The 13146-nt window shown below is 71.2% G+C and carries 7 protein-coding genes and 1 pseudogene; all 8 read right to left on the reverse strand.

All coding sequences use genetic code 11. The features are described from left to right. A pseudogene (locus tag ABZY44_RS35210) lies at window positions 1-8154 on the reverse strand (hypothetical protein); the annotation flags it as partial. A gap of 70 nt (window positions 8155-8224) precedes the next feature. Beyond that, window positions 8225-8533, reverse strand: a complete 309-nt coding sequence (locus ABZY44_RS35215) for a hypothetical protein (RefSeq protein WP_356661170.1) — start codon at window positions 8531-8533, stop codon at window positions 8225-8227. Next, window positions 8526-8975, reverse strand: coding sequence for a YbaB/EbfC family nucleoid-associated protein (locus ABZY44_RS35220; RefSeq protein WP_356661172.1), 450 nt, complete (start codon window positions 8973-8975; stop codon window positions 8526-8528). Before ABZY44_RS35220 ends, ABZY44_RS35215 begins: the two co-directional genes overlap by 8 nt. 34 nt (window positions 8976-9009) lie before the next feature. After that, the gene (locus ABZY44_RS35225; RefSeq protein ID WP_356661174.1) at window positions 9010-11154 is read right to left on the reverse strand and encodes a hypothetical protein; all 2145 of its coding nucleotides are present in this window, start codon (window positions 11152-11154) and stop codon (window positions 9010-9012) included. 24 nt (window positions 11155-11178) lie between these two features. Beyond that, window positions 11179-11631, reverse strand: a complete 453-nt coding sequence (locus ABZY44_RS35230; protein ID WP_356661176.1) for a hypothetical protein — start codon at window positions 11629-11631, stop codon at window positions 11179-11181. A 238-nt stretch (window positions 11632-11869) separates the two neighbouring features. Further along, window positions 11870-12169 (reverse strand): WXG100 family type VII secretion target, encoded by a 300-nt coding sequence (locus ABZY44_RS35235; RefSeq protein ID WP_356661178.1) that lies wholly within the window; start codon window positions 12167-12169, stop codon window positions 11870-11872. 92 nt (window positions 12170-12261) lie between these two features. Continuing rightward, entirely contained in the window at window positions 12262-12600 is a 339-nt protein-coding gene (locus ABZY44_RS35240) for a hypothetical protein (protein ID WP_356661180.1), read from the reverse strand. Window positions 12601-12685: 85 nt separating this feature from the next. Continuing rightward, on the reverse strand, window positions 12686-13146 hold a 461-nt coding region (locus ABZY44_RS35245), incomplete at its 5' end, for a type VII secretion protein EccB (protein WP_356661182.1).

The following is a 13146-nucleotide window of genomic DNA, read 5'->3' on the forward strand; positions in this document are numbered from 1 at the left end:
CTGCTGCCCGGGGCGCCAGCTGCCGGGGCCGGCGGCCCCCTCGGCCAGGGGGGTGTCCACGACGGGGAAGCGGACGACCGCCCGGGCCGCCAGCGGGACGGTCTCGCCGCGCGGACGCCCCGACAGCGCGGCGACCGCGTTGCCCGGCGCGTGCAGGGGGTTCAGGTGGAGCGGCGTCCGGCGCACCGACACCGTGTACTCGTAGCGGACGCCGTCGAACTGGGTGACGTGCTCGGTCCGCAGCCAGGTGCGCTTCTCCGAGAAGCGGGTCGTGGGCTGGGTGAGGCTCGCCGCGTGGCTGCCCGTCACGACGGCGCCGCTGCGGTCGTTCGTCGTCTCCGCCGGCGAGTGCGGGTAGGTGACCTGGGGGGAGAGGGAGTAGGCGTGCGCCGTGGTGGTGCCGAGGTGCGGGGCCATGGCGGTGTGCGTCAGGTGGGTCTGGTTCTCGACACCGGAGGTGCTGGGCAGTTCGCTGCCGCGTACGGCCTGCTGGCCCGGGACCGGCCTCGCCTGGAGGGAGACCTCGACACGGTTGGCGGCACCCCACTCGTGGTGCTCGAAGGAGAGGGTCATCGCACCGGGCGACCGGGAAGGCAGCGCGCGCAGCGCCGCCGGGGAGGCGAGGTTGGCCAGCGCGGTCTCCACACCGCCCACGTACGAGCTGTGTCCCAGGGTGCGCACGCCGGGGGCGATGCTGTCGATCATCCGGACGAGATGGTCGCGCACCGGCTCGCGCAGGAGGTCCGGGGCGTCGGTCGGCGCGTCGTGCGGGCGCAGCGTCACCTCGTCGACGGATCCGTGGCCGAGGTGCCCCGCCCCGGTGAACCGGTCCGGGAGCGCGCGCGGGCCACCCGGCTGAACGGCGTTCTGCGGTAGCAGCCCGACCACGTCCAGTCCGGCCCGCTCGAACTGCGCCCGGTGGCGCTGGAGCTGTTCCGGCGTGAGGACCAGGCCAACCGAGTCCGGCAGGGTGACGACCCGGCGCACCGGCTCCTGCGGCCCGAGACCGAACGTGTTGGCGGGGCCGTTGCGCCATCCCTGCCGCAGGGTGATCTCGTACGTGGCGTTCAGCCGCACGCGGTGGTGCTCACCGGAATCGTTCGGGACCTGGGCGGCGGTCAGCGCCGTGGTCCGCGAGGAGGCGGTGGCGCCGTCGCGCGTGAACTGGTAGCCGCCGGAGGGAGTCCCTGCGTTCCGGGGCGCCTGCGGGCCGGTGTCCTTGAAGGCCACGCTGGCGCCCACCCGGCCGCCGTGCGTGGAGGTCTCGCCCGAGGTGCTGCTGTCCGCGTGCGTGACGCCCGTCTCCGTGTACAGGCCGAACGCGGAGCCCTGCCGGGAGATCGGGAAGGCGCTGGTCTCCCCCGGAGTGGCGTGCAGGTACCCCTTGACCTCGAGCAGCAGGTGGTGGTCGCCGCCCGCGCCGTAGCCGGTGGCGTGCTCCACCACGTACGTACCGCCGAAGATCTGGTGACCCCGGGCCAGCAGCGCGGTGGCCGTGAGCTGGCTGTCGAGCAGGACGTGGCCGGGCGAGAGGACGTCGCCGAGAGGCTTGCCGGTCAGCCAGTTCCAGCCGGAGAGGGCGCCGCCCACGACGGCGTCGGCCAGCGGCCGCATCACCTCCCGGGCCGTGCCGGCCAGAGCGGGGCCGGCCCGCTCGAGCAGCGGCGGCACGGGCCGCTGCTGCTGCCCCTCCAGATCGAAGGCCGCGCCCGCCGCGTCGGCCGGCGGGACGGGAGCCGCTTCCTCCTGTGGCGCCGGCTCCCGGGGCGGACGCCCGCGCAGCATCTCGCGTACGACGTCCTGCAGGACGTGGGCCCCGCGCAGGTGCTCCACCACGGAGTCGCCGGGGAGGGTGATGACACCGGGCTGCAGGACGCCTTCGGGGGTCGTCAGCATGCCCATCCGCGCGGCCATGTCGGCGGGCGTACGCAGGACCTGCGCGGCGGGCGGTGCGTCCGCCGTCGTGCCCGTGTTCGGCTCCGTACGGTCGTGGGTGACGGCCAGCGAGATCACGGACGCGGGGGCGGGGCCGGGCGCGTCGGCGGGCACCACGGTGTGCCAGGGGCCGCCGTCGGACGTGTCCAGACGGTAGCTGACGGGCACGTCGAAGAAGTCGACGCCGTCCTTGGTGATGATCTGCTGGTCGTGACTGACCGAGGTCGACCAGCCCGTCGCGCTGCCCTCGGTGTAGGTGTACCCGGGGTCGACGGAGCCCTGGAGCTGCCAGCCCGCCCCGCCGAGCGGAACGTTCCCCTGCAACGTCACACCGACCGCCCCGGACGGGGAGGTGGTGCGCTGGCCGGAGGCGGGGAGACTGTGGCTGACGGAGTTCGACAGGGCCATGCGGTCGTTGTCGAGGGTTCCCCGGTGCGTAGGGGGCTCCGCGGTGCGTTCGGCGCTCAGGCGCACCTGGATCTGCCCCGTCCGGCCCGGGCGCGGATCGTCGAGGCGGACGACGTGGCCGCCGTCGGCGATCTCCCCGACGGCGCCGCGCAGCGCGAATTCGCTCCAGGCCGCCTTGAGGCGGTGCAGGTTCATCAGCTGGGTGCGGCGGTCGGGGGCGAGCGGCCCGCCGGACGCCTCGCCCGCCGTGCCGCCGGGCAGGTAGTGCGCGGCCGTCAGCTCGACGACGGCCGCCTCGAAGTGGCGTTCCGCTCCCTTCACCCCGGTGGCTGTGGCGGAGATGCCGATCGAGCCCAGGCCCGCCAGCTCGGGGGGCAGCTGCCTGGTGTCCGCGTGCGCCAGGTTCAAGGTGCCGGCGGTGGGGACGTACAGCGACAGCGGGGTGGGGTCGCCCGTGATGCGCCGCTCCTGTGCGGGCGGCAGGCCCTCGTGGAAGGTGACCGTGTACTGCGCCGTGCCACCGACGAGGAGATGCGCGGCTCCACTGCGCAGGCTCTGGTCCAGCTGGGCGCCGCCACCCGCCGAGAATTCCTCGCTCGCCTGCCACTTGAAGCCGCCCTTGCCGCCGACCGCACCCCCGAGGTCGGTGCCCGCGCCGGGGTGGCCGGCGTCGTGCGAGCTGGTGAGCCCCGCCTGGCCGCTGAGCTCGAAGCCCAGGGAACTGGTCAGGGTGGACTTGCCGGTGTACCGGTTGAAGCGCAGGGTGTGCGACTCCAGGTTCATGGAGCTGGTGACCGCGGTGACCTGGCGGTGCGGGTCGATGGTCGCCTTGAGACCGAAGAAGCCGAGCGCGCGGCCGGACCCGTCGTGCAGGACGGGCGAGAAGAACTCTCCGGAAGCGGCGATCGGCAGGCCGCCGCGCAGCGACTCCTCCGAGGCCCAGTGGTGCACCTCGGTGAGGGACTGCGGTGACAGGGCGGCCAGGGTCGGACCGAACTCGTCCTTCACCAGCCGGGCGAGCCCGCCCGGCTCGCCGATGCCGGCGACCCCCCACAGCGGGGTGGCCAGCAACTGCTCACCCGTCGCGGGCTCGTGCACCCGTTCCACCGGCACCTGCAGGTGCTGCGGGAAGTACACCGTCAGCGGCTCGGTCTCGGTCACACGCCCCGTACCGGTCCCCTGTCCGGTCCCCTGGCCGCTGTCGCCCCCGTCGCCCCCGTCGCCCCCGTCGCGCTCGATCACCCAGGTCGCCTCGTACGTGTAGGGCGTGGACGACTCGTTGCTGCGCAGGGCCTGGAGGGCCTGATGGCCCTGGGCCACGTTCTGGCTGTGCGTCAGCTCGTTGTGCACCGCCGAGACCGAGACGCTCCACGGGACCTTCGCCAGCGGGCCGGCGTCCGGCGCGAGTTCGCTGCCGCCGACCGTCCCCGCCAGCCGCCGCCGGTTGCCGCCGGCGAGGCTCTGGGAGAACTCGTTGCCGGCGCCCGCGCGGCGCTCCAGCCGGGTTTCGGGCTGCGGTCCGTGCTCCGCGCCGAGCGGGCGGCCCTCCCGGGGCTCGCTCAGCTGGAGCCGCAGCCGTACGGTCCGGCCGCCCATCAGCTCGGCCGGAACGGGCCAGCCGTCCTTGTGCCGCAGATACGGCAGTACGGACTTCAGAGCGTCCGGATGGAGCTGCCCGGCGAGCGCCGCGTCGAGGGCCGGCTTGTCGGTGGACAGTTCCCGCAGTTGCTCGTGCAGTCCCCGCACCGGCAGCCGGTCGGGCACCGCCATGCCCAGCTGACCTCCGTCCGGGTCGGCGAGCGCGCGGACGAACCGGCGGGCGTCCGCCGGGTCGAGCGGACCGGTGGGCGGAGCGATCACGGGTGCGGCGACGGCGTCGGGGGCCCGCGGCCGGGGCTCGGCCGAGATCCATTCGGCCGTGGCGCCACCGGGCTCGCTCACCAGGGCGATGACCCCCTCGTACCGGTCGCCGGCGACGGCCGTCTCGTCCGAGCCCGGCCGGGCGCGCAGGGCGGAGTAGGTCTGCACGGTCGAGGCGTACACCTTGCGGCCCGTGATGTCCGCGAACTGCTGGAGCTCCGGTGTCTGCGCCCCGATCCTGCAGGCGGTCAGCACGAGCGGGGCGCCCGGGGGCAACAGGCTGACGCGGTCCTTGATCTGCGTGCCGAAGTCCCGCAGGGTCACGGTGCGGTAGTCGTGGTCGCCGGGGGCGAGCACCTTCACGCCCGCGCCGCTGCTGTGCAGGTTGAGGAAGAACGGCTGCGGTCCGCCCTCCCAGGGAGCCCTGAGATCCGCACCCCGCTGGCGCCCCGCCTGCTGCCCCAGCACCGTCTCGGTGCCTCCGCTCCAGTCGAACGGCCGGGTCTGGTCGTAGCCCGCGTTCCGCTCGTGCACCTGGTACACGCCGGAGGCTCCGCCGAACCGGTCCAGTGACTGCTCGCGCAGCTTCCAGTCCGGCTCGTGGTGGAACGACAGGCCCACCTCGTCGCCGTTCGCGTCCCTGATCGGACGGGTGAGCAGGCGGGTCGGGGGCGGCGGGGCGGACTCGGTGGACGTCCTGACCGGCCCGCCGGGGACGGCCGCGCTCTCGTGGGCGGGAGGGACGGGGGTCTGTGTGGACGATCCCGCCGTGGACATGACGGGCCGGACGACGATGCGGCCCATCGCGAGGGAGTTGCTGCGCCGGGCGTCGGGCTGATCGGCGTCGCCATCCAGCGGACGGGCCGTGGGCGTCGCCGCGCCGGTGGGCAGGGGCGGCAGCGGCCTCTCCGGCAGTGGCTTCTCCGGCTGCGGCTCGTCCGTACGGCGGGGGGCGGGCGCGGAGCCCTCGCCGGTCGCGTCCTTCGCGTCCTTCGCGTCCGTCGGCAGGGGCGGCAGCGGCCGCTCCGGCGCGTCGTCGTCCTTCCTCGGCGGGGCGGTGGCGTTCTCGTCCTCGGCCGGGGCGCGGTCCCGCGACGGCCCGCCCTCGGTACGCGGCCGGCCCTCGCCGCCGTCCTCCCCGGCCGGGCGGAAACGGGGGTCGTCGGCGAACATCGTGCGGAAGGGCTGGGACTCCGGGAGCGGCGGCAGGACGAACTCCCCGCCGTCGCCGGTCACGGCCCGGCCGGGAGCGGTCCGGGCCGCGTCCCCCTCGTCGGTGGTGCCCTCGCCCGAACCCTTTTCCTTGCTGTCGCCGTCGCCGTCGCCCTTCGGGTCCTCGTTCGAGCCCGGTCCGTCGCTCTGGGTCTTCGGCGCCTTCGGCGTGAGGACGTCCGCGACGTCGTCCGAATCGGGCGTGTCGCCCGAGGTGTGGTCGGTGTCGTGCTCGGGTGTCAGGACGGGGAGCGGCTTGTCGAAGAAGGAGCGTCCGGTGAAGGGGTGCGAGAACACCCACTCGACCATGTCCTTCGCCTGCTGCTTGAAGGTCACGTCATGCGCGAACGAGGTGGGCCGCGGCACCGGGTAGGGGGCCTGGTGGCCGCTCATGTTGGCCAGGAAGGAGACGATGTTCAGCGGGTGCAGGGCCCCGAAGTACTTGCTGTCGTTCGGATTCGCCTTGGACTGGTGGCTGGCGAACCACTCCGCGTAGCGGTTCATGGCCGGCTCGAACAGCTTGTGGAGCGACTTGCCGAGCAGCCCCATGGCCATGCCGGAGACGAACGTCGACCAGGTGGTCGTGAACTCGTGCTCCTCACTGAAGATGAGGTTGTAGAAGCCCTCGCTCAGGTTGTTCTGGACGCCGTCCTTGAGGTTGGCCGTGACCGCCATGCCCAGCTGGTACATGGGGTTGCCGTGCAGCGGGGTGGTCTGGAACATCCGCTTGAACGGCTGGGTGAAGGCGTTTCCGGTGATCTTGGACGGGGAGAAGAGGTCCGGAAGGTCGCGCGCGAGGTTCTTCAGACCCTCGTTCCCGGAGAGTCTGCCGAGCGACTTCTCCAGGGCCTCACCGAGCCCCGTGTGGTCGGCGGCGAGACGCTCCCACTTCTCGTTGAAGGTCTTGCCGAAGCTCTTGCCGAGCTCGTGCATCTCGCTCTTCAGGGCGGCGTCGCCCCCCTTGGCGAGGTGCTTCTCGAAGATCTCGCCCATCTGGTCGGAGACCTTCTGGGAGATCGTGCCCTTGCCGTGGCGTACGAAGCCGTGCTCGATCTGCCCGCTGGCCGCGCCCAGCAGCTTGCCGACGTCCTTCGCGAAGCCGCTGCGTGCCGCGTCCGTCGACAGCAGCTTGGTGATGCTCTTGTCCGAGAGCGCCGCCTTGGCTCCGGCCGTGGCTGTGCCTTCCGCCCCGGCCTTGGTCCCTTCGGTGGCGACTTTGGTCTCGGCCTTGGTGGCTCCGCCCGCGGCGCCGCTCGCCGTGTCCTTCGCGGCCGCTCCGGCCGCGCCCGGAGCCTCCGGGGCCGCCTTCCCCGCCTTCGGGGCGTCCAGGCCTTCGGATGCGGTACGCGTGCCGGGGGCCGAGCCCTTGGCCGCGTCGCCGGGGGTCTTGCCGCCGGCATGGGGGCTGGGGCTGTCCAGGCCTCCCGAGGCCGTCTTCGTACCGCTGTTCTTGGCGCCTGCTCCGGAGGCTTCGCCCGCGACTCCCTTGCCCGCGCCCGGAGCTCCGTCGGCGACACCCTTGGCGGCTCCCGTGCCGGTTCCCGCGCCCGTCCCCGCACCCTTCCCTGTGCCGGTTCCCGCGCCGGTTCCCGCACCCTTCCCCGTGCCGGTTCCCGCGCCCGCACCGGCGCCCTTGCCGGTACCCGTACCCGTGCCCGTGCCCGCGCCGGCGCCCGTGCCCTTGCCGGCTCCCGTGCCGGCGTTCGCGCCCGAGCCCTTGCCTGCGCCCTTCCCCGTGCCCGTGCCGACGTTCGCGCCGGCGCCCTTGCCCGCGCCCGACGCGGTTTTCGTCCCGCCCCTGGCCCCTGCGGTCGCCGGGGTCCCACCCGAGGTCACCGCACCCGGAACACTGTTGCGCGGAGACGGAGTCGGTGTCTCGGTGGGGACCTTCTTGGCGGCTTGGTTGAGCTCCTCCTTCGCGAGGCCCTTGCCCGCCGTCTTGGAGGCGTTTTCCTTGGCCGCGTCGGCGATCTCCTTGCCCAGCTTGCCCGTGAGGGAGTCGTCGATCTTTTTCGAGATGATCGCGCCGGCGTCCTTGCCGAGCAGTTTGCCGACAAACTGACCGCCGTAGTGCGCGATGATCTCCAGCGGACCGGCCACCAGTCCGTTGAGCGCCCCGCCCTTGAGGGCTTCCAGGGTGTGCTCGGTGTCCCACTTGTCGGTGTGACCGGAAGAGAGCTGGTAGAGCTGGATCACCATGTCCTGGAAGATTCCGGCGGTGATGCCGATGAACGTCTGCGTGAGGATCGTCCGCAACAGGAACGACAGCACGTTGCGCAGGCCCTCGCGGACGACCACGAACTGGAGGGCCGCGTTGATGGCGGTCGCGCCGAAGCTGATTGGCCCGAAGATCATGGCGAACAGGATCTGCACGATCAGCTCGACGATCTGGAGGATCGCCATGATCTTCGTGTACTCGACCTGGTTGGCCACGTTCCGCGCCGCGTCGCCGAGTTGCAGCGCCAGCTCGCTCGTCTGCTGCATGATGTTGGACCCGGTCACCCCGCCGATGAGGTCCCTCATGGAGCTGACGAAGGCGTCCGCTGCCTCGCCCTCGAAGTCTTCCTTGACCATCGGGACCAGTTCCGCGATGTACTTGGCCAAGGTGTCGAGGTCAGAGGCCATGCCCTTGTAGTTGTCCGACACGCTCCGCATCAGATCCTCGTCCGCCTGCGGCCAGGGCATGCCGGTGAGGAACGAGAAGAACTTGGCGACGTCCTCGGAGGGCTTGATCGACATGGTGCGGGCAACCTTCTGCCGGACGGGGCGGGGGTATGGGCGGAGGGCGGGGCGGAGGGCGGGGCGCGGGCTACCAGTCGCCGGAGTTCGTGGCGTCCTCGTCGGCCTTGTCGGTGATGTCCTTGGACTGCTTACCGGCAGTGGTGACCAGGCTCAGGGACTTCCCGATGTACTTGACGGTCCCCGTGAGGTTCTCCGTCGGCTTGTCCACCACCTCGTGGTACTTCTTGCCGATCGCGTCGTGACCCGCCGAGTCCTTGTTGAGGCGGTTCACCTCGGCGATGCGCAGGCTCAGGTCGTGCAGTTTCGCCTCGTAGTCCTCGTAGGCGGCGAACTTGCCCTTGAGGTCCGACAGCGACTTGAGCTTCGGCTTAGCCATTGAACTCCTCCTGCTTCGTCGAGCGCTTCTTGGCCTCTTCCGCCTCGAAGCCCGGGCGCATGGACCGCAGGGGTTTGAACAACTCGTCCAGGTCCGTCGACATCTCGCTGAACCCGGCCGCCATGCGGATCTGCTCGCCCACGTTCGCGAACGACTTGAGCCGCTCGGTCACCTGCTCGCCCATCCGCCCCCGGGCTTCGTTGAGCACGTTGGTCAGTACGTCCGCCAGCTCGGCGGGAGCCATCTCCTGGTATGCCGTGGTGCGGAAGTTCATGGAGATGACCTGGCCCTGCGGGCCCACGGTCACGGTGACCATGCGGTCCTTCGAGGTCGCGGAAGCGGTCGCCCGATCGAGCTCCGCCCGGGCCTCGTGCATCTTCTCGGTCTGTTCGCGCAGGCTGGCCATGACCTGTTCGATCCGGCTCTCGGCTTCGAGGCTCACTGGTCCTTCTTTCCTGTGGGGTGCGGTCGTACGGTCATCGGCCGATCACTCCGCTGACGGTCCCGGTGTCGGTGCCCCAGGTGTCCTCGTCCTCGGAGAGCCAGGTGGTCCGCTGGCGGTCCTTCTGGCCGCCCGCCCCGGCTCCCGCGCCCGCTCCGGCTCCGCCCATCGGCGGCATCATCGGACCGCTCTGGGTCTGCTGCTGGGCGGCTAGCTGCTTGGCCGCCTCCTCGGCGGCCTTGGCCCGGTCGGCCTCGGTGCCGGGAGGCGCCGAGGAGTTGGTCATCGCCATGGCCCGGTCGCTCAGCATCGTGGGGCCGGCGATCAGCGAGGTGGCGCCGGAGCCCTTCCCGCCGCCCGCTCCCGAGCCGCCGCCCGCTCCCGAGCCGAGGCCGGAGACGGAACCGAGACCGGAGTGCGATCCGCCCAGGGACAGGCCCAGGGGACCCCGTCCGTCGGGTAGGAGTGAAGAGCTGGTCCCCGGCCGGGGGCTCGTTCGCGAGTCGAGCAGCGCGTGCTCGGTATTGGCGAGCAGCTGGGACATCCGGTCTACGGGGCGGCCCTTGGCGTCGACGAGTACGCCGTCGTGGTTGACGCTCGCGCCCTTCGGGAGGGCGTACGGGTTGCCGTTGGAGTCGAGCAGCGGCTTGCCGTTGGCGTCGACCAGGACTCCGTCGGGGTTGACCTTCGAGCCCTCCGGCAGCTTGATCTGGTCGAGGAGGGAGGGGGCCGGCTGGGGTGGCGCCTGCTCCTTGACCTTGGATCCGGGCGGCGCCACGATGGGTTTGCCGTCCGTACCCAGCACGAGGTTGCCCTTGGAGTCCCGGACCTTGCCGTCCTTGCCGATGACGGATCCGGCGGGGACGATGACCGGCTTCTTGTCCTTGCCGAGGACCGGCTTGCCGTTCTTGTCGAGGAGGTTGGCCGTACCGGGAAGGGGCAGTCCGGTGATCGGATCGCGGTTGCCCGGGACGGGTGCACCGGGTTTGGGGATGAGGTCACCGGGCTTGGGGACGGGGCCGCCGGGCTTGGGCCCCCCCTTGTTCCCGCCCGTCTGGTTGTTGCCGCCGTCGACCTTCAGATTGCCGCCCGGCGGCGGGATCTTCTGGTCGCCCGTCCCGCCGCCGGGCGGGGCGTCGGCGCCTCCGGGACCGGGCTCCGGCACGGGGCCGCCCCCGCCGCCTCCCTGGGGCAGGCCGAGGTTGGGCTGGATGACCCCGCGTCCGAAGGCGCTGCCGAGACGGTTGTACTCGTTGTCGAGGAGCGTGTAGACGGCGTGGGCCAGCGTGTCCAGCGAGTACGTGCCCACGACCCCCTTGAAGGGAACCTGGAGCGGGGCGCTCAGGCCCGCCAGCCATGCCTTCTTGGCGGCTTGTTGGACGTTCTCCCAGAAGTCACCCCCGTCGACGTCGGCCCCGTTGACCGTGACCTTGCCGGCGGTGGTCATCGTGATCGTGCCCGTCAGCTGGGCGTCGAGTGCGTCCTGCAGCACCTCGGTCGCGCCGCTCTGCCGGGTGCCGAACCATGCGAGCTGCGCCTTGAGGAGCTCGCTCGACGCAAGTTTCAGCATGCTCGCGGCGTCGGACAACTGGGCGTAGAAGTTGTCGGGGTGCTGGAGGTCGGTCTGTATGTGGGTGAGTGCCAGGGCGATGGTGGAGAGGTACTTCTTGAACTCGCCGGCCGCACTGCCCCGCCAGTTGTCCCCGGTGTCCCCGAGCTCGTCGATCCACTGCAGGATCCCGGCGTCCTTGCCGAGTGTCGTGCTCAGCAGGTCGCAGACTCCCAGCAGGGCGACGGAGGCCTGCTCGAACGTCTTGTGGTTGACGGTCTCGTTCACGCCCGCCTTGTTGACCAGATCGTCCAACAAGGCCCAGACCCCGGTGCGGTACGTGTTGTAGTTCGCCGTGGAGTCGTTGAACATGGTCCAGTTCATCCGCCCCCCGACCAGCACCCCCCACTTGAGCGCGGGATCAAGAGGCGTGAGGAGCTTGAAGAAGTCGTAGCGCGCGTCCTTCCCGGCGGCCAAGGACTTGATGTTCGCGGTGCTGTAGTTGGAGACGTAGAGATTCGCGTGACCGCTGAGCCACGTCGGCGAGCCCGGTCCTGCCACGTCGTTGCGGGTCTTCACGGAGTCGGTCTTGGGAAGGAAGATCGGGGCGACTTCGTCCCAGGTGGGCATCTCGGGGGCGCCTTTCTTGTCGGCTCAGGATTCCGGCGGTTTGGGGGCCGTGGGGGGCTTAGAGTTCGCCTGCACCTGGGTGAGGACCTCCCACATCTCGGCCGAGGTCAGCGCGTCGTCGTCCGCGTTGTCCATCATCAGCCGGATGTCGTGCAGCGTGACGTACGAGCCGTGGGCGGCCGCGGAGATGACGGCGAAGGCGCTGACGAGCTGCTTGGTGTAGGTCTGGAAGTTGGTCTGCAGGAACGCGGCGCTCGGCAGCCGCACGGTGTTGCCCGGCAGCAGTTTCCCCTGGTTCCCGACCAGAGACCCCACCTGCCAGAAGTTCGCCAGCGCGATGAGATGCGGGTTGTGCTCCAAGGATGCCTGGAAGGGGGCGATCTTCTTCTCGGCGAAGTCCAGGAGGTACTTGTCGGTGATCTTCAGGTCGGCGTCGTCGCCCGGTCCCTCGTCGTCGGGCTTCGTTTCCTTCGCCATGGTGCTCCTTCGTCGGGGTGCCGGGTGGCGACGTACGGGCGCGGTCGTCCGTACGTCGCCACCCAGAGGAACGGGCCACCCTCGGAAGTGGGTTCAGGCGTACGGAGAGAAAGCACGGACCCGGCCCGCTGGGGGAGCGATGGCCGGGTCCGTGGCGGCAGGGCGCTAGGCGAGGGGGCCTGCGGCCCTGCCGGTCTGTGGGGCGGGCGTCCGCCGGTACGGCTGGTTGCCCGCCGGATCAGGTGCGTCCGCCGGGGAACAGCGCGGCGCTGCGCTTGTCGGCGTTCCTGATGGTCATGTGCATGTCCGCGAGCTTGTCGGCGCCGCTGTCGAACTCCGTCGACATCGCGGTGTCCAGCTGGTGCACCGTCGTGACGAAGTCCTGGAACGCGGCTGCGGCGGCACCCTTGAAGTTGTCCTTCACCGTGGAGAGGTCGGTGACGAGCGCCTCCAGGTTGGTGTGCATCTGCTTGGCCGCGGCCTTCATGTCCTCGTTGGCCTCGACGAGCGCATTGTGGTTGATCTCGATGTCTGACACGGAAGCGGGCCTTTCCCTGTGATCCGGTGAGAGGGTGCGCGGGCTCGGGTGCGGCGCGCGGTGAGCGGCGCGGGAGGGGGAGCGGCGGAGGGTCAGCCGTTCAGGGCGTCGAAGATCGGCCCGCCCCAGTTGCCGCCCGAGGCGTGCGCCTCCTCCTCCGCCTGGGTGAGGAACTTCTGCGCACCCTGGGTGGAGTCGATGAGGGTCTGGTACTTCTGCATGATCGTGTCGTAGCCGATGATCCACTCCTCGACCTTGCGGAGGAACGCCTTGGACGACTCGGCCTGGTAGTTCCAGCCGATCCGTCCCATCACCTCGTCCACCTTGGAACGCGCGTTCATCATCTGCACCAGGTAGCCGTCCAGGTGCGAGATGGTGTTGAGGATGACCTGGTCCGAAGTGACCAACTGCTCTTCGGGACTGGCTGTCACGTGCTCTCCTAGGTCGATACCGGAGCGGCGGCGAGGTACGCCGTGTGCCTCTGCCAGACAGAACGGGCGTGCCCCGCCGAAGGGTTCACCCGCCGTTCCGCGCCGAGCAGGGCGGAGAATCGGCGGTCGTCACCACACCGCCCGCCGCCAGTGCGTCCGGGTCCAGGCTCGGGCCGGTCGGCAGCAGTTTCAGCAGGCCGGCGGGGACGCCCACGCTCGGGGTGGCGCCGTAGCCCAGCCGCTTCGCGGCCTCCGCGGACGCCAGCGGGTATTTCACCCCGCTGTCCGTCACCAGGTAGAAGGTGCTGCCCGTACCGCCCCCGGACAGGGCCCGTACGAGAGCTCCGCCGCCGGGCCTGACCATGATCCGGTCGGCGTCCGCGCAGGTCGGGTTCACCCCGGGCTGCACGGCCGGAGGGCGCCCCGCCACCGCCGCGGTGTCCGCGAGGGACACCAGCGTGGCAGGGCCGGCCGCGCCCGGGCGCAGCCCGGCGCAGACGCTCTGGCCCGGTGACGGGGTCAGCAGCAGGGGAGGCTCGGCCGGCA

It is taken from the genome of Streptomyces sp. NPDC006544 (genome assembly GCF_040611715.1).
GTDB lineage: Bacteria > Actinomycetota > Actinomycetes > Streptomycetales > Streptomycetaceae > Streptomyces.

Excerpts from the sequence above, each read along its gene's own strand:
- ABZY44_RS35215 (WP_356661170.1), bottom strand. The coding sequence starts at position 8,533 with ATGGCTAAGCCGAAGCTCAAGTCGCTGTCGGACCTCAAGGGCAAGTTC.
- ABZY44_RS35225 (WP_356661174.1), bottom strand. The coding sequence starts at position 11,154 with ATGCCCACCTGGGACGAAGTCGCCCCGATCTTCCTTCCCAAGACCGAC.
- ABZY44_RS35230 (WP_356661176.1), bottom strand. The coding sequence starts at position 11,631 with ATGGCGAAGGAAACGAAGCCCGACGACGAGGGACCGGGCGACGACGCC.